This is a genomic window from Afipia sp. GW823-FHT06G09 (genome assembly GCF_058794875.1).
This window is the reverse complement of the sequence record NZ_JBXAHF010000001.1, coordinates 600,436-623,985: the sequence shown is the minus strand read 5'-3', so window position 1 is coordinate 623,985 and position 23,550 is coordinate 600,436. Positions and strand designations below refer to the sequence as shown.

The window sequence follows — 23,550 nt, the reverse complement described above, 5'->3', positions numbered from 1 at the left end:
TCATTTCCTGCTTTGACGTGTGCGCCGTCGCGGCTGTTCCTGCCGCGACGCCATGAATCTTTTCGCGACGTCAATGAACCGCGCCGCCAGCGGCGACAGATGATCCTCGCGCCACACCAGCGAGATATCGAGCGTCGCGGTCGCGTCCACGATTTCCAGCGATACGATTCCCGGCGGCAGGGTCGGGATGAAGGATGCATCGAGGATCGTGCAGCCGAATCCTGACCGCACCAGTTGCAGCAGCACCGGCACGTCGTCGGCTTCCTCGGCAATTGTCAGGGAGAAGCCACGGTCCGTCACCAACTCATCGATGAGCGCACGAAAGCCGCGCCATCGCCGCGCGGTGCCGATTACCAGCGGAGAGGTTGACAGCGTTTCCAGCGTGATTGTCGGCTTCTCTGCCCATGGATGACTCGCGGGGATCAGTGCGACCAGCCGTTCGCGCGAGATGGGCATGGCCCGCAGCGGCGGCGCGGCGACATTCGACATGATGAAGCCGAGATCGAGCGTGCCTTCCTCAAAGGCTGCGGCCTGTTCGGACGAGGCGAGCAGACGCAGGCCGACCTGGGCCTGCGGGTGATGCTTGCGGAATTCGATGATGATGTCGGACATCGGGCCGGTCGCGGCAAAGGTCGAGTAGCCGACGCTGACGGTGCCGCTGAGCCCCTGGGCGACACGCTCCGCATGCGCTGTCGCACGTGTCAGGCGCTGCATCGCGTCCGCGCTTTCGCGGTAGAGCACTTCGCCGGCCGGTGTCAGCACCACGCGCCGGGTGGATCGCTCGAACAGCGCGAAGCCCAATTGACGTTCCAGATCCCGGATGGCGCGGCTGAGCGCGGGCTGGGCGATGCCAAGCTGTTCGGCAGCCTTGCGAAAGCTCAGCGTTTCGCCGACGGCGAGAAAGTACGGAATTCTGGCGGGCAGCAGGGGACGGGTCATGGAAAGAGATCGCGGACGGTTCCAATTGTTGCCTTAAAGGCATCAATCACAGCTTGATTGGTATTGGACAGGCATGAATGCCATCTGTCAAACCGGTCCGTATCGATCCGCGGGGTGAGGTTCGCCCTGCTTCGCCGCGCGCGGCGCAACCACAAGAAACGCAGGGGAGAGACCATGCCCAAAGGCAAGGAGATGATCGTTGCGGCGCAGGCCGAAGCGGCGGAAGCCGGAGCGGAGATGTTGCGGGCCGGTGGCAACGCCATCGATGCGGCAATTGCCTGCGCGCTGGTTCAGGGCGTTGTCGATCCGCTGATGACCGGCATCGCGGGCTTCGGCAGCGCCGGCATCTATTTTCCCGGACAGAACTTCCATCAGTATCTCGATTTCCATGCGCCCGCGCCGGCGGCGGCGCGTCCCGACATGTGGGCCGATCTGATCGAAGGCGAGGCGCGCGACGGTTACGGCTTCATCCTGCGCGGCAAGGTGAACGACCTCGGTTACCAGTCGATCTGCGTGCCCGCGTCGCTGAAGGCCTACTACGAGGCGCATTCGCGGTTTGGTGTGCTGCCGTGGCGTGAGATCGTTGCGCCAGCGATCGCATGGGCCGAACGCGGCTGGATGGTGCGTCCGCATGTCGAACTGTTCTGGTCCGATCCTGGCATCATGGACCGCGCCTCGGGTATCGATCGTCTCTCGTTCACCGCCTCGGGGCGGAAGCTCTATTGCCGCGACGACGGCAGCTACAAGCGCGTCGGCGATGTCGTCAAAAATCCGGACTATGCGCAGACCTTGCGGATGATCGCCGAAGGCGGCTCTGACGTGTTCTATCGCGGCGAACTGGCGAAGCGCATCGCCGCCGACATGAAGGCGAATGGCGGCCTGATCACCGAAGACGATCTCGCGAACTACCAGCCGCGCTGGTGTGAGCCGCTGCGCGGCCAATATCGCGGCTATGAGGTGACGACCAACAATCCGCCGGGCGGCGGCGTCATGCTGCTCGAAATGCTCAACGTGCTTGAGAATTTCGATCTCTCCTCACTCGGACACAACAGCGTCGAATATCTGCGCGTGGTCTGCGAGGCGATGAAGCGTGCGACCGCCGACAAAGACCGTTTCCTGGGTGATCCCGGTTTTCTCGACATTCCCGTCGGCAAGCTGACGTCGAAAGAGTATGCGGCGACGATGGCTGCCGAAATCAAGAAGCGCATCAAGGGTGACGTGCCGCGCTTCAATTCGGGTCATCCGTCGAAGGACACCACCCATGTGTCGGTGGTCGACCGTGACGGCAACTGCGTGACCATGACGCATTCGCTGGGCATGCCGTCCGGTGTCATCACCGAGGGCCTTGGCTTCATCTACAACGGTTGCATGGGCGTGTTCGATCCGCGGCCGGGTCGCCCCGGATCGGTCGCGCCGGGCAAGGCGCGTTTCACCTCGGTGGTTCCGTCGATCGTTTTCAAGGACAGCAAGCCGTATCTCGTGATCGGTGCGCCGGGCGCAACGCAGATCGCCATGGGCGTGCTGCAGGCGGTTCTCAACGTGCTCGATTTCGGCATGACCATGACCGAAGCGGTGAGCGCGCCGCGCTTCTCAGCGACCAGCAACGCCATCGACGTGTCCAACCGTATCGTCCACGGCGTGACGCGCGAACTTGAAGCCGACGGCTACGAGGTAATCCGCAGCCCTTACACGTTCGGCTTCGCAGCCGTGCACGGCATCAAGATCGACGGCGACAAACTCGACGGCGGCGCAGACCCCGGACATGACGGCATCGCGCTGCCGGTCTGACGCCAAACAACAGAATTTAGAAGGAGGACAAACTATCGTGAGAACAACAAGGATCGGACTGACTGTCGCGGCGATGCTGATGGCAGGCAGCGCGGCGCAGGCGCAGGTTTCTGACGACGCGGTGAAGATCGGCGTGCTGACCGACCACTCGGGCGGTTTCGCCTATCTGGTCGGCAAGCACTCCGTTGAGGCGACGCAGATGGCGGTCGATGATTTCGGCGGCAAGGTGCTGGGCAAGCCGATCAGTGTCGTCACCGCCGACCATCAGAACAAGGCCGACATTGCTTCAGCGATCAGCCGCAAGTGGTTCGAGACCGAGGGCGTCGACACCATCACCGACGTCGCCGGTTCAGCCGTGGCGCTGGCGACTCAGGAAATCGCGCGCTCGCGCGGCAAGGTGCTGCTGATCTCCGGTGCCGCCACCACCGAACTGACCGGCAAGGCGTGCTCGGAGACCACGTCGCAGTGGAGCTACGACACCTATGCGTTCGCCAAGGGCACGGCGAGCCAGGTCACCAAGCAGGGCGGTGATAGCTGGTATTTCCTGACCAGCGACTATGCGTTTGGCCATTCGCTCCAGCGCGACGCCAGCCGTTTTGTCGAGGCCAGCGGCGGCAAGGTGCTTGGCAGCGTGCGATTCCCGTTCGGTTCGCCGGACTTCTCGTCGTTCCTGCTGCAGGCGCAGGCGTCCAAGGCCAAGGTGATCGGGCTCGCCATGTCGGGTGCGGACCTTCTGAGCGCGGTCAAGCAGGCACGCGAGTTCGGTATCGTGCAGTCCGGGCAGAACCTCGCCAGCCTCGTCATCTACATCAACGATATCGAAGGTGTGGGCCTGAACGTGGCGCAGGGCCTGACGCTGACGACCTCGTTCTACTGGGACGCCAACGACGAAACCCGCGCATGGGCCAAGCGGTTCATGGAGCGCTCGGGCGGGTTCATTCCGAACCTCATCACCGCGGGAACCTACGCGTCAGTGCTTCACTATCTGAAGGCGGTGGAGGCGGCCGGGACCGACGAGGGCAAGGCGGTGGCCGCCAAGATGAAGGAAATGCCGGTCAACGATTTCTACAACAAGAACGTCCAGATCCGCGCGGACGGCCGGGTGATGCACAAGACCTTCCTGATGAAGGTGAAGTCACCGGCGGATTCGAAATATCGCGGCGATTTCTATCAGCAACTGGCTGCGATGTCGGGCGACGAGTCGTTCAAGCCGCTGGCTGAGAGCGAATGCCCTCTCGTTAAAAAGTAGAAACGGAAATATCCCGACTTTGCCCGCCGGCGACACTCCGGCGGGCATTTTTGTGTTGGAAGGCTAGATTTCCTCGATCGTGACCTTGTTGGGGTAAAACGCCAGATGCCCTTCGATCTCTTTCACCGATTCATAGGGCGTCTCGTAGGTCCAAATCGCGTTTTCCAGCGTCTGGCCGCCTGACACGATGCTGAAATAGCTCGCGTCGCCTTTGTAGGGACAATAGGTGCTGTGGTCCGTCCGCTCTAGCTTGTCGGAATTGGCATCGGCGCGGGGAATATACTGGACGGCAGGGTAGCCTGCCTCTTTGAGCGTCAGGGCGTGGCTGGTTTCGGCGATCACCTCGCCACCGACGCTGACCCGGACCCGTTTGGGGTTCTCTGCGATTGTAATCGGGTGGTCCGGGCCTGGAATCTTCATACGAATGTTCATGGCGGGCTTCCTGTTGAGAGCCACAATATAGGAGCTATCTTCCGCAATGCTCGCGTGACGGCGCGGGTTGTGCGGGCTAGAATCAGGCATATTTCGTGCGTTGAGTGAGCCGGGTACGGCTCAACATGAGGAGATTCAAAGACATGCCAATGGACGCGCGGGACATCGAAACGATGATCAAGGCTGCCTTGCCTGACGCGCAGGTCACCATCCGCGATCTCGCCGGAGACGGCGATCACTACGCGGCCACCGTCATCTCGGAATCCTTCCGCGGCAAGTCGCGGGTGCAGCAGCACCAGATCGTCTATCAGTCGCTGAAGGGACAGATGGGTGGTGTGCTGCATGCGCTGGCGTTGCAGACGGGTGTGCCTGACGCCTGATCGACGAAAGCGGGGGCCGCCGTGTCGACAAAGAGAACATTGCTGCGGGCGCGGACGCCGCACCAGCATCATCGCGTCACCTACGTCGAACTGTTCTTCGATCTGGTGTTTGTTTTCGCCATCACGCAGCTTTCCCACACGCTGCTGGCACACTTCACGCCGCTGGGCGTCTTGCAGACGACGATCCTGTTTTTGGCGGTCTGGTGGGTCTGGATCTTCACATCCTGGATCACCAATTGGCTTGACCCGGAGCGCACACCGATCCGGGTGATGCTGTTCGGGCTGATGGTCGCCGGGCTGCTGCTGTCCACCTCCATTCCCAAGGCGTTTGAAAGCCGGGGGCTGGCGTTCGCGCTGGCCTTTGTCGTCATGCAGGTGGGGCGCTCCGCTTTCACGTTCTGGTCGATTCCCAAATCCGAGCCCGGTCTGCGCATGAATCTGCTGCGCATCACCCTGTGGCTTGTCTGCAGCGGCGTATTCTGGATCGCGGGCGGGCTGGCCGAAGGGCAGGCGCGGCTGATGCTGTGGATCGTTGCGGTGGCGATCGAATATTGCGGACCGGTGATGCGATTCCGGTTTCCCGGCCTGGGGGCGACGCCGCTCGCGGATTGGGAGGTCGAGGGTGGCCATATGGCCGAGCGCTGCGCGCTGTTCATCATCATCGCGCTCGGCGAGTCCATCGTGGTGACCGGAGCCACCTTCGCGGAAGCTACATGGACCGCGCCGACGGTCATGGGTTTCATCGTCGCGCTGATCGGCAGTATCGCGATGTGGTGGGTTTATTTCCATATCGGTGCCGAAGCGGGGGCGGAACACATCTCGCATTCCGACGAAACGGGAAAGCTGGCGCGGCTGGCCTACACGTATCTGCATCTGCCGATTGTTGCGGGGATCGTGGTGTCGGCAGTGGGCGACGAATTACTCTTGGCGCATCCCGCAGGACATACGGACACCAAGGCCATACTCAGCATCATCGGCGGGCCGCTGCTGTTCCTGATCGGCACGATCTTGTTCAAGCGCAGCATCCGCGGCATCTTTCAGCTCTCCCACCTCGTCGGCATCGGTCTGCTGATTGTGCTGATCCCGTTTGCGCACTCGTTGTCGCCGTTGCTGCTGTCAACGGCAACGACGGTGATCATGCTGATCGTCGCCGCCTGGGAAGCGATCTCGCTCGGCTCCGGGACGAAGGAAGACGAGATCTAGAGGTTGGCCGCTCCCACCTTGCGGGCTTATGCCTGCGCCACCAGCGCGTGAACCGAAAACATTCCGTCGGGATCGGTCCATGACGCGCGCGGCGTCCATCCCGAACTGCGCGCCAGATCCGTAAAGCGCTTTATGCTGTATTTATAGCTGCTCTCGGTATGGATCGTCTCGCCGGTACGGAACGTCGCCGTGTGATCCAGCACCCGCACGGTCTGTGGCTTGCGGCTGATCAGGTGCATCTCGATGCGATGGCGCTCGCGGTTGTAGATCGCACTGTGCTTGAATCCGTCGAGATCGAGATTGCCGCCGAGTTCGCGATTGATGCGCGCCAGCACATTGAGATTGAACTGGCCGGTCACGCCCGCCGAGTCGTTGTAGGCGTCGTGAAGCACGCGCTCGTCCTTCTCCAGATCGACGCCGACGATTAATGTCGCACCTTCGCCGAGGATGGCGCGGGCGCTGCGCAGGAAGGCACGGGCTTCGTGCGGGTCAAAATTGCCGATGGTCGAGCCCGGAAAGAAGCCCACCTTCGGCATGTCCTTCACTTCCGGCGGCAGTTCGAACGGCTTGGTGAAATCGGCCGTTACGGGATGAACCGCGAGATCGGGGAAGTCCCCGCGCAGCGCGCTGGCCTGACCGTTGAGGAAATCACCGGAGATATCCACCGGAACATAAGCCTTGAAGGCGCACTGCTTGAGCAGCAGGCGCACCTTGGTTGTGGCGCCGGCGCCGAATTCCACCAGCGCGGCGTTGGCCGGGATCGCCGCTGCAATTTCCTCGCCGCGGTCGCGCAGAATGCGCAGTTCGGTGCGGGTCGGGTAATATTCCGGCAGCAGCGTGATCTGCTCGAACAGTTTCGAGCCCGCCTCGTCGTAAAAGTATTTTGGCGACAGTTTTTTCGGCTGTTGCGACAAACCTGCGATCACGTCCTGCGCGAAAGAATGGTCAATCTGATCGTGGTGCGGGGCGTCGGCCCGCGTGTTGACATGCACATTCATGACGATCTCGTGTGTTCAGGGTTCAAACGGCGTAGTCGGCGAGGCGCAGTCCGGTGAACTGCCAGCGATGATGCGGATAGAAGAAATTGCGATAGGTCACGCGGCTATGGTTGTCCGGCGTTGCCAGCGACGAGCCGCGCAGCACCAATTGGTTGACCATGAACTTGCCGTTGTATTCCCCGAGCGCGCCTTCGATGGCGCGATAGCCGGGATAAGGTGAGTACGAACTGCGGGTCCACTGCCAGACGATGCCGAAGGCGTCGTTGAGATGGCCGGCGCGGGCGGCGACTTCCCACTCCATTTCCGTCGGCAGGTGCTTTCCGCTCCAGCGCGCGAAGGCGTCCGCTTCGTAGTAGCTGACATGGGAGACGGGGGCTGATGGATCGATCGGCTGCAAACCGCCGAGCGTCATGATCTTCCATTCTCCGTCAGTGTTGCGCCAATGGCCGGGGGCCTGCCATTCCTCACGTTCGGCGGCAGCGAAGCCATCCATCAGCCAAAGCGTGGCGGTCTCGTAGCCGCCGTCCTGCATGAAGGCGAGCCACTCGGCGTTGGTGACGAGATTGCGCGCCAGTTTCACCGGGCCGACCAGCGCGCGGTGAGCAGGCTTTTCGTTGTCGAAGTGAAATGAATCGTCCGTGTGGCCGATGGTGTGGATGCCTTCCATCAGCGTGACCCATGCGTCGCCCTTGCGGGTCGCGGCGGGAAATCGCCAGCCGGGCTGATAGGCGGGCGGGATCGGATTTTGCGCGAAGGCGTGCAGGATGTCGGTGAGCAGCAATTCCTGATGCTGCTGCTCGTGGTTGAGGCCGACCTCAATGAGCGGCTCCAGTCTGGCCAGCGTGTCCGCGTCCGCCGAACTGAAAAATGCCGCGACCGCGGCATCGACATGCTTGCGATAGGCCGTCACCTCGTCCGCACCCGGGCGGGTGAGGTGGCCGCGCTGGGCCCGGGCGTGACGGGGGCCGGCGCTGACGTAGTAGGAGTTGAACAGGTAGGCATAATCCGGGTGGTAAGGCTTGTAGCCGGGAGAATGCTCGCCCAGCAGGAATTGCTCCCAGAACCAGGTGACGTGGGCGCGATGCCATTTGGTGGGGCTGGCGTCCGGCATCGACTGGACCAACTGGTCCTCGGGGGACAACGGGGCTGCCCGGCGCTCGGTCTCATCCCGGACCGTGCTGTAGGCCGTCAGCAGCCTTGTTGCCCGCTCGTCGCGGGATTCGGGTGGAAACGCGGAGGGACTGGTGACGCGGGCGTCGGACTGGGAGGCTGGTTTCGTCACAAGAATCTCCGGTTGAGGGGAGAACGATGCTTCTCGGGATCGGTTCCGCAGTAGGGATGCTCTAGATAGGGCGGCCTTCCGGAGAAAAAAGGCACCGTGGGCCATGAAATCCATACGTTGCGGAGGCGATGATTGTTTCATGGGGATGGCATGGCAGACCCGCGCGCCCGTTCGGGAGCGCCGCATGGCTCCTTTTCAGCGATTTAATTGGGATGCGGAGCCGTTCCGGGCTACATATATGGCCAGAACGGCTGGCCGATGGGAGATTCCCGGACCGGCCGCAGGCCCCGGGTTTGCAAGGACGCGAATATGAGCATCGACCAATTTATCGACAACGAAGTAAAGTCCAACGACGTCGTGTTGTTCATGAAGGGCACGCCGCAGTTTCCGCAGTGCGGATTCTCGGGCCAGGTGGTCCAGATCCTCGATCACGTCGGTGTCGCCTACAAGGGCCTGAACGTTCTTGAATCGGGCGAACTGCGCGATGGCATCAAGATCTATTCGAACTGGCCGACCATTCCGCAGCTCTACGTCAAGGGTGAGTTCGTCGGCGGTTGCGACATCATCCGTGAGATGTTCCAGGCCGGCGAATTGCAGCAATTGCTCGCCGACAAGGGCATCGCGGTTCAGCAGCCCGTCGGCTGATGTTTTTCAGGGCGAGACGGCTCAAGCCGTCTCGCTTGTGCGGCCACCTTTTTCACAGATACAGTCCTTCCATCCTGGACACGCCGGGATGCAAGGATTTTTTATGCCCGTTTCCGCAACTCGTCAGCTGATTGGCGCAACGCCCATTCTGCGCTATGCCCGCAGTATTCTGCCTGTCGCACTTTTTCTCATAACAGCCGTTCAAGCGTCGGCCGACAGCGCAATGCGGACTTATCCGCCGAACGCCGTTCTTTCTCCGCAGCGCCTTGAGCGCATCACCGAGTTTTTCAATGCCGAAGTCGCGAACAACAAGATTTCCAGCGCGATCGTTCTGATTCAGCGCCGCGGCAAGCAGGCCTATTTCAAGTCCTTCGGCAAGATCGATGTGACGACCGGCGAACCAATGACACCGGAAGCGATCTTCCGGATCTTCTCTATGACCAAGACGGTGACCAGTATCGCGGCGATGTTGCTGGTCGACGACGGCAAGCTGAAGCTCGACGATCCGGTGTCCAAGTACATTCCCTCATTCGCCAATACACAGGTCGGCGTCGAGACCAAGGGCGAGAATGGCGACCCCGTCCTCAAGCTGGTGCCATTGGAACGTCCGATCACCATTGAAGATCTGATGCGGCAATCCGCTGGCATTCCCTATGGCTTTTATGGCAACAGCCTGGTGCGCACGGCCTACAAGAGTGCCGACATTTACGCCGATGGAACGGACAATGCCGCGGTGGCCGAAAAGATCGCGCGCCTGCCATTGGCCGAGCAGCCGGGGACGTTGTGGGACTACGGCCATTCGATGGATGTGCTCGCCCGCGTAATCGAAGTGATATCTGGAAAATCTCTCTACGCCTTCGAAAAGGAGCGGCTGTTCGATCCGCTCGGCATGAAGGACACCTCGTACTACGTTGCCGACCCTTCGCAGTATCGCCGGATTGCAGAGCCGCTGCCGAGCGACAGCAATTTCAGGACCGGGAATTCCCGCAATCCCCGGAAGGCCTATAAATGGGAGCCGGGGACCAGCGGATTACTGACGACCATCGGAGATTTCAGCCGGCTCTCGCAGATGCTGCTGCATGGCGGTGAACTCGACGGTAAACGTTATCTGAAGCCCGAGACCTTCGCGACCATGACTGCGAACCACATCGCGCCCGCAACAGGCGTGAAGCGTGGATCGTACTACTTCCCCGGCGACGGCTTCGGATACGGCCTGGGCTTTGGCATTCGCACCGAACCCGGGAATGCGACGCCTCCACCGCCGGGATCGCTCGGCGAAATCAAATGGGACGGCGCCGGCGGCACCTATTTCTGGATCGACCGTGCTCAGGATATGTTCGTGATCCTGATGATGCAGTCGCCGTCAGAACGCGGCCGGATTCAGCCTGCGCTGAAAGCCATGGTTTATGACGCTTTAGAGTGACCGGCGCGCTTTGCACGATAGCCGCTGCCCGCTAAAGTCCGGGCTCATTGACCGGATTGGCGGAGATCAGTTTTGTTTGATTCAAATATCGTCCGGCGCGCTGGTGCTGCCTTGGTTGTCGCAGCGATCTCTGCCGCAGTCATAACGACATCACTGCCGGCTTGCGCCGAAAGCCTTGGGCGAACAGACCCGGACAAGGCCGGATTCTTCCCGCAACGGCTCGCGCGCATCACCGCGTATTTCAACAACGAAGTCGCGACCGGCAAGATACCGGGCGCAATCGTGCTGATCCAGCGCCACGGCCAGCCCGCATACTACGAATCGTTCGGTGTCCGCAGTCCTGCCACCAAGGCACCGATGACGCCGGACACCATCTTCACGCTGTTTTCGATGACCAAACCGATCACATCGGTGGCCGCGCTGATGCTGGTGGAGCAGGGCAAGCTCGCGCTCGACGACGAGGTGGGGCAGTACATCAAGGGCTTCTACACCATCAAGGTTGGCGCGGAGAAACCAGGCCCTGACGGCAAGCCGGAACTCGATCTCGTTGCGCCGCGCCGCCCGATCCAGATTCACGATCTGCTGCGCCAGTCAGCGGGCATTCCGTATGCATCGCTGGCCTATGGCGTTGTGAAGAAGCCTTATGAAGACGCCGACCTGATGTCCGGCAAGTTCACCAATGCGGAAGTTGCGGACAAGATCGCCGCGCTGCCGCTGATCAGTCAGCCCGGAGAATACTGGACCTACGGTCACGCCACCGACGTGCTGGGGCGGGTGATTGAAGTGGTGTCTGGTAAATCGCTTTACGAATTCGAGAAGGAGAATCTGCTCGGCCCGCTCGGGATGACCAATACGAGCTTCTTCGTCACCGATCCGGCGAAGCAGGCGCTGCTGGCCGATCCATTTCAAACCAAATATGACAAGCTCGATCGCGATCCGCGCGAGGTCACCAAATGGGAATCCGGCGGCGGCGGCATGGTGTCGTCGATCGCCGACTACGCGCGCTTTGTACAGATGCTGCTCAATGGCGGTGAACTCAACGGCACGCGTATTTTGGCGCGCAAGACCGTCGACCTGATGACGTCGAACCACATCGGCGAGGGAACGGGCATCAAGCCGTGGGTATACTATTTCCCTGGTGCTGGATTTGGTTTCGGCCTCGGTGTTGCCGTGCGGACGGACGCTGGCGTCAGCCATTGGCCCGGCTCGGTCGGCGAGTTCGAGTGGAGCGGGGGCAGCGGAACGTATTTCCTGGCAGATCCAAAGGAAAACATGTTCGCGATCCTGATGATCCAGTCGCCTTCACAGCGCGGGCGCATCCAGTCAGCATTCAGGAGCCTTGTTTACGGCGCGATGAAATAATCAGAATCTCACAGCAAGGTTGGCCCTGACCGAATGGGCGCTGGCATCGGCGGCGAGACGCCCGGTGTACAGAATTCCCAGAACCGTATTCCGGTAAATAAGCGCATCCAGCCCGGCTTCGACCAGCAGCGTGTCGGCGGCAATCGGAACGCCCGCAATCGCAAATGGCGACGGGCTTGCCGCGAACGACATCAGCGAGACGGGCGTAGCTCCATCGTAGGCGTGCTGCCATCCGAGCGACCCGCGCGCGGTCATGGCCCATGGGCCGATCGCCGGGATCGGCGCCTGTGCGCGCAGGCCGAGCGTTGAATAAGTTGCGGCGGTGGTGGCCTGTGCGACTCTGAGCGCTGCGGGCCCGCCTGTTTCCGTCAAGCCGTCGCTTCGGACCGACACGTAAGCGAGGTTTGCGAAGGCCTCGGCGTTCACCCAGTTCCTGACGACGCCGTAGGCGGCTTCGCCGAAGACCTGAGCCGTGCTGGCGCTGTAGCTCGCGGTGGCCATGTCCGCGAAGCCCGGGAAGGCGATGGTGCGTGTGGTGGAGATGTCGTGATGCGAATAAGCCGCGCCGGTGCGGACTGTGAGGTCGCCAAGTCGTCCGCCGCCATAAGCCGCGAGATGGAAGGTGTCGATGGTGGCGGATGACGTGCGTGCATCGACGCGGGCATCGGTTCGTCCGCCGCCGGTCGCTACGCCGAGGCGCCAGTTTTGATTGAGGGTCACGTCTACGCCGCCAATGGCCCCGCCGCTGGTTGCGCGCAGCGTCGCGGCGTTGCCGTCGCTGTTGAGGTGCGTCCAGTTGCCGTAACCCTGCACCCACGCGGCATAAACAGGTGCGATGACGGGTGGCGGCGCCTTGATCGGCCACTTTGGCCCGCCCTTGGCCTTGCGCGTCTTCTTCGCATAGGCGCGTGCGGATCCCTCTTCATCTGCAAATCCGGTTGCCTGTGAGCCGCTCGCAGGGTCCAGTCGCTGACGTCCGAGAATTGCGTCGCGGATCAGAGAACTCTCATCCAGCATCAGCGAGCGCAGGCTCGGATGAATTTCGCCCGACACGCTGTCGAACGCAGCGCGCGCCTCGTCCGGCGTCAGCATCAGCGCCGCGCTGACGATCGGATTGGTTATGCCCAGCACGGCGAGGCCGCCGCCGGCCGATTTCTGGTTTGGCGTAATGCCGACGCTGGCGAAGTCGATGCTGTTACGGACCAGCGTCAGATACACGTTGTTGGGATCGTAGGTCAGCGAGGGGTCGAGGAAGGCGAAATTCGATGTCACGCCGCTGAAGGTGCCGTTTCGGCCGCCCGTGGTGGTCAGGATCGTATACTGCGTAGAGGGCGCGTAGCTGCCGATGCCAGCCGTCACGCGCACGGTGCCGCCGTTGATGGTGGCCGTGTGGCCGGCTCCGGTGATTGCGAGCACACCGTTGGCGGAAGGGGTAACACCCACGGTGAAAAACGCACCCATCTGGTGGATGTAGTTGCCGTTGAACGCCAGCGTTCCGCTGTCGACCTGCACATTGCCGCCGGTGTTGTTCGTGACGTTGCCGACAACAGTGCCGTTGCCGGTCACGGTGCCGCCGCTCTGCACGCCGACGGCGGGGCTCGTGAGCTGTCCGTTGATCCGAAGCGTTCCGGCCTGAACGGTCGTGGTGGTGGAGAAGGTCCCGTTGCCGGTCAGGGTCCAGTCCACGCCATTCATGGTCAATGTTTCGAAGTTGGAGAACTTCGCGATGCCCTCGGTGCCCGTGCCTTCCAGGATCAGGTTGTCGGTGCCGGTACCGCCCACGACGTTTCCGATAAGGACAGAGCCGGTTTGCAGCCGAAGGGTATGGGTCGCGCCTGCAGGCACGCCAGCGGCCGCCGCAAATGTAATCGCATTTGTCTTGCCGGAGATTGTGCCGCTGTTGATAATCTCGGCTGCTGCGGTGTTGCGCACCAGAATTCCGTTCCAGTCCGTGGCATTTCCGGCGCTGCCGGTGTTCGAAATGGTGCCGCTGTTTGTGATCGTACCGCCGCCGGTGGCTTCAACCGCCGCGCCTCGATTCGAGGTAATCGAGCCAGCATTGCTGAACGAGGTCCACACCGCGGTGGCGCTCCCATAGACGCCATTATAGTCACCGAAGATTACACCGGCGCTGGTGTTCGTGAATGTCGATGGGCCACCTTGAATGAGTACGCCGGTGCTGAAACCCGTCGTCTTGTTCGATTGGATCGTGCCTGCATTGTATAAGGTGCGGGACGTGCCTTGTCCGATGGACACCGCATTGACGCCGGTATCGGTCTTGATCAAGCCGCCGGAATAGTTGTTCACCGTTCCGCCGAGCCACATCGTCACGCCTTCGACGCCGCCGGTGATCGTGCCGTAATTGTTTAACGTGCCGGGACCGCCGGCCGGAGGCAGGCTAAACGGCTTGTAGCCAAAGGTGATTGCGGTCAGCGTGCCTGTGACGGTCGCCGCGGCCGTGTTGGTAAATGTGCCGCCCTGGTCAAGCTTTACGGTATTGCCACCGGTCACGGTGCCGTCGTTGTTAACGGACCATGCCTGCAATGTGGCGCTGATGGCCGGATTTCCCGATCCCACGGTGACGCCGGTGGCGATATGCGCGGTCGTCCCTGCAAAGGCATCAAGGTTGACGCTCGGCGTGTTGCTTATGATTTCGACATCGGCGGCTTTGGCGGCGTCAGGACCGAAAGTGTCGGCCATCAACAACGCAGCCACGCTGGCGGCGCACACAATCACGTCCAGCGCGCGCCCTGCGCGACGCGTCCCACCAATAGACTTTGTCACAATCGCCCCACGTTCCACCCGCAATGGAAAAACGGTGCCAAAGGTATGGGAGCAACGCACTATTCAAATGAATAGGGTTAGTTTTAAATGGCTATGCCATTTTAGCTTTCCACAGCGGGTGCGGCGGGGTGGTCGTGAGCGAGGCCGAAGGCAAATTTCTGGACGCGCTCTATCAGGGTGTTTCCGACAGCAGCCAACTCACTCTCGCGCTGGGACTGATCCAGAACATGTTCGGTTGCCGCAGCGCCGTGCTGGTGATGGTTGACGCACGCGATCCGACGGCAAGTTTTGTCGAGACCTCGGGCACGCTGCAGCAGAGTCTGCAGCTTTATGTCGAGAAATATGCCCAGATCGATCCCGCGCCGGCCCGCTTTCTCGCTCTGCCTGCCGGACGCGCGATGACCACGAACAAGCTGTTCACGGCGGAAGAGCGTGCTGTCGATCCCTTTTATATCGAGTTCTTCAAGCCGATCGGCCTGATCGAGACCCTGGGCGGACCGCTTTATTCGAGTGACGGAAACTTCGCGATGATCGCGCTGATTCGCGGGGACGATCGTCCTGCCTTCACTGAAGAGGAGGCCGCATATCTCGAACAGCTCATGCCGCATATCACGCGTGCGCTGCAATTGCGCCGCACGTTCTTCCGGATCGATTCACGGAATGTCGGCTTGCAGGCGACGCTCGACCGGCTGCAGGCCGGCCTGATGTTGCTGGCGGCCGACGGGGAGGTGCTCTTCGTCAACGCGGCGATGCACGCTCTCACGCAGCAGAGCGACGGCTTCGTGCTTGGCCGGATGGGCAAGCCTCTGGTCACCCATACTGACGCGCGCCGACGCTTTGATGCGCTGTTGATCAATGTCGCAGGCGGTGGTGCCGGCGGCGTGGTTGCCGTACCGCGCACCAAGGGACGGGACTATGTTGTGCTGGTCGCGCCGTCTCCGGCGTCGGCGATGCAATCCGACTGGGAGCGCGGCGGGCCGCGTGGCGCGATCGTTGTCGTCCACGATCCCGATTCCGGATCTGCCAATACGTCCGAAATTCTGGAGCAGGGGCTTGGGCTGTCCAAGGGAGCCGCGCGGTTGGTCGCGGCTCTGGCGGCTGATCACGATCTCAAGACCTTCGCCGAAAGCGAAGGCGTCACGATTCACACCGCGCGATTCCATCTGCGGAGTGCGCTGTCGCGCACCGGAGCCAAGACACAGGCCGAAGTGGTGCGGATCGCGGTGCGCCTGTTGCGGGATTTCGCTTTGGCCGAACCCAATCCGGTATCCTCCACCTGATGCGATCAGCCAAAGAAAAAGGCCGCCCTGTGGGGCGGCCTTTCGCTTTCTGTAATCCGCGCTGAGGAATTAGCGCGAATAGAATTCGATGATGAGGTGCGGTTCCATCTGAACCGGGAACGGCACTTCCGAAAGACCCGGAACGCGCACGACCTTGGCAGTCTGCTTGCCGTGATCGACTTCGAGATAGTCAGGCGTGTCGCGTTCGCCGAGCTGGTTGGCTTCGAGCACGAAGGCGAGTTGCTTGGACGATTCCTTGATCTCGACGACGTCGCCGACCTTCACCTTGTAGCTGGCGATGTTGACGCGCTTGCCGTTCACCTTGATGTGGCCGTGGTTGATGAACTGGCGTGCGGCGAACATGGTGGCCACGAACTTCGCGCGGTACACCACGGTGTCGAGGCGGCGCTCGAGCAGGCCGATCAGGTTCTCGCCCGAGTCGCCCTTCAGGCGGCTGGCTTCGACGTAGATCGCGTGGAACTGACGCTCGGAAATGTTGGCGTAATAGCCCTTCAGCTTCTGCTTGGCGCGGAGCTGCGTGCCGAAGTCGGAGAGCTTGCCTTTGCGGCGCTGGCCGTGCTGGCCGGGGCCGTATTCACGCTTGTTGACGGGGCTCTTCGGGCGGCCCCAGATGTTCTGGCCCATACGGCGATCGATTTTATACTTCGCCTCACTACGCTTAGTCATCGCGTCCTCTTTCTTTGAACGTGGGTTTTGAGGAAACGCGCCCTCCTGTGCAGCGGGATATGATCCCGGTGCTGACAGGTCCGCCTCATAAGCTTGATGGGGAGGACCACGGGTCGCGAAACGCAACGCGGGCCGAAAACCGGCCCGCGAGCAACGTGTTCATAGGTAGAAAAGGCCGCCAAGTCAAACAGTTCGGCTATTTTGCCGGAGCCGGAGAGGCCAGAGGCTTGGTCTTGTCCACCACATAAACTCCCAGTACTTTCATAGGCTTATCGCCATGAACGGCGGCGTCATGCACCGCGCCGGCCGGGATTTGGTAGGAATCACCTGCCTTCAGCGTCTTGTCGGGCTGCCCGTCGATAGACAGCACCAGTTCGCCTTCCAGGACATAGCCGGTTTCGATGCCCGGATGGGTATGGCGGCCAGCCTTGGTTCCGGGCGCCAGCTCGGCGAGGCCGGTGACGGTGTTGTAGCCCTCCGGGAACGAGACCGTCTGCAATGGTGTGCGCTTGATCCCTGCGGGCGGCTGTTGTGCGAGGGCTGCGCCGATGCCGGCGAGCGCGAGAACCGAGACGCAAAGCACTGTCTTCCTGAGCATGTGTATCTCCCTTTCGCTGTTCTCTTTCGGAACAGATCGCGCGGGAGGCTAGCAGCCCAATGTTACCGGCGGAAGGGAGGTTCTCAGTTCACAAGGCTGGCGCCGAACAGCGGCGCAAGTGCCTTGGCCAGAACCGGCGAGGGCGCTTGTCCCGACGTGAACAAGATTCGCGCATCGTGCGTTTCGCCAGCGCCGTTGGCGGAGCCGAGCAGATCACCGACCCGCCGGGCGATGGCAGGCGCGGGGTCAATCCAGTCCACGCCCCAGGGGGCGAGGGCGACCATCTGGTCGATCAGCAAAGGATAGTGCGTGCAGGCCAGCACGACGGTGTCTGTCCGCGCTCCATCACCATTTTGGCCGTTGAGGAAACAGGGTGCGATTTCGGCGGCGATGGCTTCGTCGCTGACGCGCTCGCCGCGCAAGGCAGCTTCCGCGAGGCTCGCCAGATTTTCCGCGCCGACCAGCGTCACGTCGCAGCCCTGCGCGAAGTCTGCGATGAGTTTCTTCGTGTACTCGCGTTTCACGGTGCCCTTGGTGCCGAGCACCGAAACGCGCTTGGTCTGAGAGGACGCGCAAGCCGGCTTGATGGCGGGCACGGTGCCGACGAACGGGACGGTGTAGGCTTGGCGCAGGTGCGTCATCACCAGCGTTGAGGCGGTATTGCAGGCGATGACCACAAGGTCTGGCGTGTGCTTGGCAATCAGGTCTCCGACCAGCGGCACGACCCGCGCAATGATCTCGTCCTCGGTGTGCTGGCCGTAGGGGAAATAGGCGTCGTCCGCGACGTATGTATAACGCGCGCCCGGCCGCAGTTTCACGATCTCGCGGAAAACGGTCAATCCGCCGAGGCCGGAATCGAAAACCAGGATGGTCGGAACACGGGACACGGCGGGAGTGTATCGAAAGAGCCGTTACGATTCAGTTGTTTTAACGCCAGTCCGGCCTGCCCGAATGATGGCAGCGGCGGCGCTCTTCAGCCGTTCCCCGCTGACTGAGCGCGGGTCGATGCTGCCAGAGGCATAAGCTCCGTTGACCAGCAGCATAATTTGCTCGGCGATCCATCCCGGATTGGCGACGGACAGCTGTGCCGCAAGCCGCTCAAGCTCGGTCTTGAGCCGCATCTTGTTGGCGGAGGCCATGATGCGTGCCGGATGAGTTTCGTCGGGAATTTCCACCGCCAGATTGATCATCGGGCAGCCGCGATACGCCGGGCGCGCGATGCTCTCCGCCACGTCGTCGAGGGCGGCATTGATCTGATCGAGCGGGCTGTCCCGATGAGCCTCGGCGGCCTTATTCCATTTGTCCCAGAACCGTTGGTCGTGGGCTTCCGCGTAGGCCGCGATCAGTTCGTCCTTCGACTGGAAAACCCGATAGAGGCTGGTCTTCGACACCCCTGACACCTCGACGATCCGGTCAACGCCCGTCGCACGGATGCCTTCCCGGTAAAACAGGTCAGCGGCCACGGACATGATCCGCTCTCTGGCCGTTGCGTCGGTCTTTCGGGGGGCGCCGCGGCGGGGCCGGGATAATTCCAGTTCGCTCAAAGGCCTGCTCGGGTTCGTCAGTTGAAGTTGACAATGTAACAGGTTTGTAACTATATGCAAGTTACAGACAGGTCTGTAACTTTATTGGAGCGAGCTGATGCGCGTCATCGAAGCATTTGAATTCACGGGATTTTCGGGGTTGCGGCTAGTCGAACGCGAGAACCTTGCGCCGAGCCGGGACCTGGTAACCGTCCGCCTGCTAGCGGCAGGCGTGAACCCGCTCGATCACACCATTCTGTCCGGGGGGCATCCGCGCGCCAAGCCTCCGGCCGTATTCGGCAACGAGGGCGCGGGCGTTGTCACGCATAGCGGCCCGTCGTCGCTGCCAGTGGGCGCGCGCGTGATGTTCACCGCTCCATTCGGCAACGGGAGCTGGCAGGAATATGTACAGATCAAGGCTGAGGAACTGCAGCCCATCCCTGACGGCGTCGACGACGTCACCGCAACCGCAGCCGTCGTCGGTTATCTGTCGGCCTATCTGACGCTGCAGCAGGCGGGTTTTACGGCGGGCAAATCGGTGCTCGCGCCTGCGATCGGCGGCGCTGTCGGCAACGCCACCTATCAGCTTGCCAGGGCGCTCGGCGCGTCGAAAGTGGTTTCAACGGCGGGCAGCAAGGCGAAGGCCGAGCAGGCGCGTGAGCGCGGCTACGATAACGTTGTCGATCTGTCCGCAGAGTCGCTCGCGCAAGGCGTGCGGAGACTGACCGATGGTGCTGGCATCGACGTGGTAATCGATGCCATTGGCGGCACCATCACGAGCGAAGCGCTCAAGGCCATGGCCATGGGAGGATCGCTGGTGACGCTCGGCTATTCGGCAGGCCGCAATACCACGATCGATGTGACGGACATCATCTGGAAGGATCTCTCGGTCACCGGATTTAGCCTGTTCCGGTCCACGCGTCAGGAGATTCAAGCCGCGTGGGACGTGATCTCGCCGCTGCTTGTGAAGGGCACGGTCAAGCCGCCGGTGGCGCGCATTTTCCCGCTGGAGGAGGCGGCGAAGGCGCTTCAATACCTGATCGAGGAGCGGCCGTTCGGCAAGGTTATCCTGAAAATCGCCGACTGACGTTCGGCGCGGAAACGTCCGAATGATCCGTCATGCCCGGCTCTATGCCGGGCACTCACATCTGACGTGTTTCCGCACTTCAGACGGGTTCGAGCGCCCGGTGCGGACCGTCCGGCAATTCCATCCGGATGGGATCGCCCGGCCGGACGTCGCCCTCTGCCAGCACGATGCTCATGACTCCGGCCTTGCGGATCAGCTTGCCGCCTGAGTCCCTGTCCAAGGTCGCAGCCATCAAACCCTTCTGAAAGCGGTCGATCTGGATGCAGGGATTGCGCAGGCCAGTGATCTCGACCACAGCGCTTTCGCCCAGGTGCAGCCGGGTGCCGGATGGAAGGCCGAGCAGGTCGATGCCGCGGGTGGTGACATTCTCGCCCATCTCGCCGGGCCGCACGACAAAGCTTTTCGGAGCCAGTTCGTCGAACAGCTCCTCGTGGATCAGGTGGACCTGACGCAGGTTCGGCAGGGTCGGGTCTTTCGCGACCCGTGAGCGGTGTTTCACCGTCTCGCCCATATGTGCATCACCGTCGACACCGAGGCCTTTCAGCAGGCGGATGCTCAGCGAGTTCGTCTTGCTGAAATGGTGGCCTTTGCGAAGGCTGACTGCGGTGACGACACCCATCAGGTTAGGAGGCCCTTTATTGATGGGCATGATTCCGAAACCGGTGCCCACTTTTCGGAATCATGCTCCGAACACGCGCTTGAAGATCGTATCGACGTGCTTGAAGTGATACGCGAGATCAAATTGCTCCTCGATCTCCTTGTCCGACAGATATTTCTTCACGTCGGCGTCCTTCTTCAGAAGCGACTGGAAGTCGCCTTCGCCGCGCCAGACCGGCATCGCGTTGCGCTGGACCAGCTTGTAGGCGTCCTCGCGCGATGCGCCTTTCTGCGTCAGCGCAATCAGCAGCCGCTGCGAATGAACGAGGCCGCCGAGGCGATCGAGATTCTTCTGCATGTTGGCCGGATAGACCAACAGCTTTTCGACGACGCCCGCGAGGCGGTTGAGTGCAAAGTCCAGCGTCACCGTGGCGTCCGGGCCGATCATGCGCTCGACGGAGGAGTGCGAGATGTCGCGCTCATGCCAGAGCACAACGTTCTCCAGCGCGGGTGTCACGGCGGAGCGGACGATGCGCGCGAGGCCGGTGAGGTTTTCCGTCAGCACCGGGTTGCGCTTGTGCGGCATTGCCGACGAGCCCTTCTGACCTTCGGAGAAGAATTCCTCGGCTTCCAGCACTTCGGTGCGTTGCATGTGGCGGATCTCGGTGGCGAGACGCTCGACCGATGATGCGACAACACCAAGCGTTGCGAAGAACATCGCGTGCCGGTCGCGCGGGATCACCTGCGTTGAGATCGGCTCGACGGCGAGGCCCATGGCCTTGGCGACATGCGCTTCGACGCGCGGGTCGATTTGCGCGAAGGTGCCGACCGCGCCGGAAATGGCGCAGGTGGCGATTTCCTTGCGCGCGGCGATGAGGCGCTCTTTCGCGCGGGTGAATTCCGCATAGGCGTAAGCGAGCTTGAGGCCGAAGGTCACCGGCTCGGCGTGAATGCCGTGCGAGCGGCCGATGGTCGGCGTCATCTTGTGTTCGAATGCGCGGGTCTTCAGCGCGGCGAGCACCTTGTCGGTGTCGGCGATCAAGATGTCGGCGGCGCGCGCAAGCTGCACATTGAGGCAGGTGTCGAGCACGTCCGACGAGGTCATGCCCTGATGCACGAAGCGCGCTTCGGGCCCGACGATTTCCGCCAGATGCGTCAGGAAGGCGATGACGTCGTGTTTGGTCTCGCGCTCGATCTCGTCGATCCGCTCGACATTGAACACCGCATCCTTGGCCTTGGCCCAGATCGTCTTTGCGGCGTCCTTCGGGATCACGCCCAGTTCGGCCAGCGCGTCGGCGGCATGCGCCTCGATCTCGAACCAGATCTTGAAACGCGTCTGCGGCTCCCAAATGGAGACCATTTCGGGGCGGGAATAACGGGGAATCATCGCGAACTCGCAGGGTTGGGGATTACGCCGCGCTTTAGCAGATCGTATCCCGCGAGGCCACCCTTGAGGTGCAGTTCTGTGCGGAAAATCAGGCCTTTTGGGCCTAAATCGCTTCGCCGCGCGCGGACGCCGCTGCACCGCGGATCGCGGAAATATTCGCCTTGTAGCTGTCCAGTGTACCGCCCTTGAACACAGCCGATCCGGCGACCAGCGCGTTGGCGCCAGCGGCCGCAATTTCCGCGGCATTGGCGGCGGTGACGCCGCCGTCGACCTCGATGTCGATCGGTCGTCCGGCGCACATGGCGCGAACCTGTGAGATCTTCTCCAGCACGGCGGGAATGAACGACTGACCGCCGAAGCCGGGATTGACCGACATCACCAGCACGAGATCGATCATGTCGATCACGTACTCGATGGCACTCGCAGGCGTTGCCGGATTAAGCGACACGCCGGCCTTCTTGCCGAGCGCGCGGATCGCCTGCAGCGAGCGATGCAGATGCGGCCCGGCTTCGGCGTGCACGGTGATGATGTCGGAGCCGGCCTTGGCGAAGGCTTCGAGATACGGATCGCACGGCGCGATCATCAGATGCGTGTCGAAGATTTTCTTCGAGTGCGGGCGCATCGCCTTGATGACGTCGGGACCGTAGGAAATGTTCGGCACGAAGTGGCCGTCCATCACGTCGAGGTGGATCCAGTCGGCGCCGGCCTGATCGACGGAGCGGACTTCCTCGCCGAGCTTCGAGAAATCAGATGCCAGGATCGATGGCGCGATGATCAGCGGACGGGGTGCGAAGGGTTGGGACATGGCGGTTTCCGGTGTTGCCCTTGGCGCAGCAGGGATCAGGTGTTTCGCCTAACACGCCACCCGTGTGTGGGCAATGTAACCCATGCGGCATGCACAGGAACCACGCGCGGCACGCGGCAAATCCTGCCCGTGGCGGCAGAAATTGCCGCGTCAGATCGTGTCCTCGGGTGCATGAAAGCCCCAGATTTGCTGGGTTTCCGCAGCGGCACGGCAATTGCTGGATAACAGGCGGACGATCAGGCCGCGTGCGCGGTCTCGGGGAGTATTGCGATGTTTTTTGCCGCAGGTGCCGTTGGAGCTGCCGCTGCCGCCGCCGGAACAGCACTGGATCTGCTGTCCTCGCTGACGCCTGCGAAATCGGGCTCGACGACGGGCGTCAAGCAAACGAATTCGCTGTTTGATGTGATCGGATCCAACAGCAGCACGCAGAGCGTAACATCTGTATCCTCGACTGGCCCGGCTCCGGCGGGAGCGCTCTCGCCATCGACATTCAATGCGCTGCTGTCAGCACAGGATTCTTCCGGCAAGGCCAGTCCGTCCGACGCGCTGAAGGACTTGTTCGCGCAGATCGACACCAATGGTGACGGCAAGATCACCAAAGCCGAATTCGAGGACAAGCTCGGTGCGGGCGGCACCAATATCGCAGCCGCTGATAACGTCTTCAGCAAGATGGATGCCGATGGCGACGGCTCGGTGAACCTCGACGAGATGGCAACGGCGCTGAAGGGCAAGGGCCGCGGTCATCCTCACGCGCATCAGACCGGTGGCGGCGCAGATGCGCTGATGCAGGCGCTCCAGAGCGCTTCGAGCACTTCGACCACGAACAGCGACGGTTCGATCACCACCACGCTGACCTACGCTGACGGGTCGAAAATCACCATCAGCCAGCCTGCGGCTTCGGGCTCGTCGAGCAGCGCGTCGTCGCAATACAATCTGGTCGAGCGGATGGTGCAGCGTCAGGCCGACTCTCTTGCCGCCGCAGCGAAACAGTCCGTCTCCGTCAAAATCTGACGGTAGCGGATACCGTCTGCATCGGTAGCACTACGCACAAAAGTGCGATTTTCATCAGTCGCTAACCACACCAGCCCGGTAATGACACCC

Annotated in this window: 22 protein-coding genes; 10 read left to right on the top strand and 12 right to left on the bottom strand. The window is 61.9% G+C overall.

What is annotated here, in order from left to right; translation table 11 throughout:
• A complete protein-coding gene (locus AC1Q67_RS03175; RefSeq protein ID WP_492235237.1) occupies window positions 1-939 on the bottom strand; it encodes a LysR family transcriptional regulator in 939 nt (312 codons plus the stop codon).
• A 174-nt stretch (window positions 940-1,113) separates the two neighbouring features.
• On the opposite strand from AC1Q67_RS03175, the gene ggt reads away from it, so the two are divergent.
• On the top strand, window positions 1,114-2,727 hold the full coding sequence (ggt, locus tag AC1Q67_RS03170; RefSeq protein WP_492235238.1) for a gamma-glutamyltransferase: 1,614 nt from the start codon (window positions 1,114-1,116) through the stop codon (window positions 2,725-2,727).
• A gap of 73 nt (window positions 2,728-2,800) precedes the next feature.
• Complete coding sequence (locus AC1Q67_RS03165; protein WP_492235712.1) at window positions 2,801-3,976, top strand: ABC transporter substrate-binding protein; 1,176 nt, start codon at window positions 2,801-2,803, stop codon at window positions 3,974-3,976.
• A gap of 63 nt (window positions 3,977-4,039) precedes the next feature.
• Here the strand turns inward: AC1Q67_RS03165 and AC1Q67_RS03160 are convergent, their stop codons facing one another.
• On the bottom strand, window positions 4,040-4,408 hold the full coding sequence (locus AC1Q67_RS03160) for a DUF427 domain-containing protein (protein ID WP_492235239.1): 369 nt from the start codon (window positions 4,406-4,408) through the stop codon (window positions 4,040-4,042).
• A 143-nt stretch (window positions 4,409-4,551) separates the two neighbouring features.
• Here AC1Q67_RS03160 and AC1Q67_RS03155 point away from each other — a divergent pair, with 143 nt between their 5' ends.
• On the top strand, window positions 4,552-4,788 hold the full coding sequence (locus tag AC1Q67_RS03155; RefSeq protein WP_006021342.1) for a BolA family protein: 237 nt from the start codon (window positions 4,552-4,554) through the stop codon (window positions 4,786-4,788).
• A 21-nt stretch (window positions 4,789-4,809) separates the two neighbouring features.
• Window positions 4,810-5,991: a low temperature requirement protein A gene (locus tag AC1Q67_RS03150; protein ID WP_492235240.1), complete on the top strand. Its 1,182-nt coding sequence runs from the start codon at window positions 4,810-4,812 to the stop codon at window positions 5,989-5,991.
• A 26-nt stretch (window positions 5,992-6,017) separates the two neighbouring features.
• On the opposite strand, the gene egtD is transcribed toward AC1Q67_RS03150, so the two are convergent.
• Both egtD and egtB read right to left on the bottom strand, forming a co-directional pair.
• Window positions 6,018-6,989 (bottom strand): L-histidine N(alpha)-methyltransferase, encoded by a 972-nt coding sequence (egtD, locus tag AC1Q67_RS03145; protein WP_492235241.1) that lies wholly within the window; start codon window positions 6,987-6,989, stop codon window positions 6,018-6,020.
• A gap of 22 nt (window positions 6,990-7,011) precedes the next feature.
• Complete coding sequence (gene egtB / locus AC1Q67_RS03140) at window positions 7,012-8,271, bottom strand: ergothioneine biosynthesis protein EgtB (RefSeq protein ID WP_492235242.1); 1,260 nt, start codon at window positions 8,269-8,271, stop codon at window positions 7,012-7,014.
• Window positions 8,272-8,580: 309 nt separating this feature from the next.
• Here egtB and grxD point away from each other — a divergent pair, with 309 nt between their 5' ends.
• The 3 genes from grxD (at window position 8,581) to AC1Q67_RS03125 (ending at window position 11,701) form a co-directional block, all read left to right on the top strand.
• Window positions 8,581-8,916: a Grx4 family monothiol glutaredoxin gene (gene grxD, locus AC1Q67_RS03135; protein ID WP_006021337.1), complete on the top strand. Its 336-nt coding sequence runs from the start codon at window positions 8,581-8,583 to the stop codon at window positions 8,914-8,916.
• A 103-nt stretch (window positions 8,917-9,019) separates the two neighbouring features.
• Window positions 9,020-10,339 carry a serine hydrolase domain-containing protein gene (locus tag AC1Q67_RS03130; RefSeq protein ID WP_492235243.1) on the top strand — a complete coding sequence of 440 codons (1,320 nt, stop codon included), beginning with the start codon at window positions 9,020-9,022 and terminating at the stop codon, window positions 10,337-10,339.
• Between the two features lie 72 nt (window positions 10,340-10,411).
• Window positions 10,412-11,701: a serine hydrolase domain-containing protein gene (locus tag AC1Q67_RS03125; protein WP_492235244.1), complete on the top strand. Its 1,290-nt coding sequence runs from the start codon at window positions 10,412-10,414 to the stop codon at window positions 11,699-11,701.
• Here the strand turns inward: AC1Q67_RS03125 and AC1Q67_RS03120 are convergent, their stop codons facing one another.
• On the bottom strand, window positions 11,702-14,401 hold the full coding sequence (locus tag AC1Q67_RS03120) for an autotransporter outer membrane beta-barrel domain-containing protein (RefSeq protein WP_492235245.1): 2,700 nt from the start codon (window positions 14,399-14,401) through the stop codon (window positions 11,702-11,704).
• A gap of 218 nt (window positions 14,402-14,619) precedes the next feature.
• Between AC1Q67_RS03120 and AC1Q67_RS03115 the strand changes: the two genes are divergently transcribed.
• Entirely contained in the window at window positions 14,620-15,765 is a 1,146-nt protein-coding gene (locus AC1Q67_RS03115) for a PAS domain-containing protein (protein ID WP_024574853.1), read from the top strand.
• Between the two features lie 69 nt (window positions 15,766-15,834).
• Here AC1Q67_RS03115 and rpsD read toward each other — a convergent pair whose 3' ends face one another.
• From rpsD to AC1Q67_RS03095, 4 genes are all read right to left on the bottom strand, one after another.
• Window positions 15,835-16,452 carry a 30S ribosomal protein S4 gene (rpsD, locus tag AC1Q67_RS03110; protein ID WP_006021331.1) on the bottom strand — a complete coding sequence of 206 codons (618 nt, stop codon included), beginning with the start codon at window positions 16,450-16,452 and terminating at the stop codon, window positions 15,835-15,837.
• Between the two features lie 196 nt (window positions 16,453-16,648).
• Window positions 16,649-17,050 (bottom strand): cupin domain-containing protein, encoded by a 402-nt coding sequence (locus AC1Q67_RS03105; RefSeq protein WP_492235246.1) that lies wholly within the window; start codon window positions 17,048-17,050, stop codon window positions 16,649-16,651.
• 83 nt (window positions 17,051-17,133) lie between these two features.
• Window positions 17,134-17,937, bottom strand: coding sequence for a glutamate racemase (gene murI, locus AC1Q67_RS03100; RefSeq protein WP_492235247.1), 804 nt, complete (start codon window positions 17,935-17,937; stop codon window positions 17,134-17,136).
• Between the two features lie 24 nt (window positions 17,938-17,961).
• Window positions 17,962-18,594 (bottom strand): TetR/AcrR family transcriptional regulator, encoded by a 633-nt coding sequence (locus AC1Q67_RS03095; RefSeq protein ID WP_492235248.1) that lies wholly within the window; start codon window positions 18,592-18,594, stop codon window positions 17,962-17,964.
• A gap of 97 nt (window positions 18,595-18,691) precedes the next feature.
• Here AC1Q67_RS03095 and AC1Q67_RS03090 point away from each other — a divergent pair, with 97 nt between their 5' ends.
• Window positions 18,692-19,660, top strand: coding sequence for a quinone oxidoreductase family protein (locus AC1Q67_RS03090; protein WP_492235249.1), 969 nt, complete (start codon window positions 18,692-18,694; stop codon window positions 19,658-19,660).
• A gap of 79 nt (window positions 19,661-19,739) precedes the next feature.
• Here AC1Q67_RS03090 and AC1Q67_RS03085 read toward each other — a convergent pair whose 3' ends face one another.
• The 3 genes from AC1Q67_RS03085 to rpe form a co-directional block, all read right to left on the bottom strand.
• On the bottom strand, window positions 19,740-20,279 hold the full coding sequence (locus AC1Q67_RS03085) for an MOSC domain-containing protein (RefSeq protein WP_492235713.1): 540 nt from the start codon (window positions 20,277-20,279) through the stop codon (window positions 19,740-19,742).
• Between the two features lie 60 nt (window positions 20,280-20,339).
• The gene (gene purB / locus AC1Q67_RS03080) at window positions 20,340-21,644 is read right to left on the bottom strand and encodes an adenylosuccinate lyase (RefSeq protein ID WP_492235250.1); all 1,305 of its coding nucleotides are present in this window, start codon (window positions 21,642-21,644) and stop codon (window positions 20,340-20,342) included.
• Window positions 21,645-21,747: 103 nt separating this feature from the next.
• Window positions 21,748-22,449, bottom strand: a complete 702-nt coding sequence (gene rpe / locus AC1Q67_RS03075) for a ribulose-phosphate 3-epimerase (protein ID WP_492235251.1) — start codon at window positions 22,447-22,449, stop codon at window positions 21,748-21,750.
• Window positions 22,450-22,719: 270 nt separating this feature from the next.
• Between rpe and AC1Q67_RS03070 the strand changes: the two genes are divergently transcribed.
• On the top strand, window positions 22,720-23,460 hold the full coding sequence (locus tag AC1Q67_RS03070) for an EF-hand domain-containing protein (protein ID WP_492235252.1): 741 nt from the start codon (window positions 22,720-22,722) through the stop codon (window positions 23,458-23,460).
• The last annotated feature ends 90 nt before the right edge of the window (window positions 23,461-23,550 follow it).

Excerpts from the sequence above, each read along its gene's own strand:
- AC1Q67_RS03175 (WP_492235237.1), bottom strand. The coding sequence starts at position 939 with ATGACCCGTCCCCTGCTGCCCGCCAGAATTCCGTACTTTCTCGCCGTC.
- ggt (WP_492235238.1), top strand. The coding sequence starts at position 1,114 with ATGCCCAAAGGCAAGGAGATGATCGTTGCGGCGCAGGCCGAAGCGGCG.
- AC1Q67_RS03165 (WP_492235712.1), top strand. The coding sequence starts at position 2,801 with ATGCTGATGGCAGGCAGCGCGGCGCAGGCGCAGGTTTCTGACGACGCG.
- AC1Q67_RS03160 (WP_492235239.1), bottom strand. The coding sequence starts at position 4,408 with ATGAACATTCGTATGAAGATTCCAGGCCCGGACCACCCGATTACAATC.
- AC1Q67_RS03155 (WP_006021342.1), top strand. The coding sequence starts at position 4,552 with ATGCCAATGGACGCGCGGGACATCGAAACGATGATCAAGGCTGCCTTG.
- egtD (WP_492235241.1), bottom strand. The coding sequence starts at position 6,989 with ATGAATGTGCATGTCAACACGCGGGCCGACGCCCCGCACCACGATCAG.
- grxD (WP_006021337.1), top strand. The coding sequence starts at position 8,581 with ATGAGCATCGACCAATTTATCGACAACGAAGTAAAGTCCAACGACGTC.
- AC1Q67_RS03130 (WP_492235243.1), top strand. The coding sequence starts at position 9,020 with ATGCCCGTTTCCGCAACTCGTCAGCTGATTGGCGCAACGCCCATTCTG.
- AC1Q67_RS03120 (WP_492235245.1), bottom strand. The coding sequence starts at position 14,401 with ATGGCCGACACTTTCGGTCCTGACGCCGCCAAAGCCGCCGATGTCGAA.
- rpsD (WP_006021331.1), bottom strand. The coding sequence starts at position 16,452 with ATGACTAAGCGTAGTGAGGCGAAGTATAAAATCGATCGCCGTATGGGC.
- AC1Q67_RS03105 (WP_492235246.1), bottom strand. The coding sequence starts at position 17,050 with ATGCTCAGGAAGACAGTGCTTTGCGTCTCGGTTCTCGCGCTCGCCGGC.
- AC1Q67_RS03090 (WP_492235249.1), top strand. The coding sequence starts at position 18,692 with ATGCGCGTCATCGAAGCATTTGAATTCACGGGATTTTCGGGGTTGCGG.
- AC1Q67_RS03085 (WP_492235713.1), bottom strand. The coding sequence starts at position 20,279 with ATGGGTGTCGTCACCGCAGTCAGCCTTCGCAAAGGCCACCATTTCAGC.
- purB (WP_492235250.1), bottom strand. The coding sequence starts at position 21,644 with ATGATTCCCCGTTATTCCCGCCCCGAAATGGTCTCCATTTGGGAGCCG.
- rpe (WP_492235251.1), bottom strand. The coding sequence starts at position 22,449 with ATGTCCCAACCCTTCGCACCCCGTCCGCTGATCATCGCGCCATCGATC.
- AC1Q67_RS03070 (WP_492235252.1), top strand. The coding sequence starts at position 22,720 with ATGTTTTTTGCCGCAGGTGCCGTTGGAGCTGCCGCTGCCGCCGCCGGA.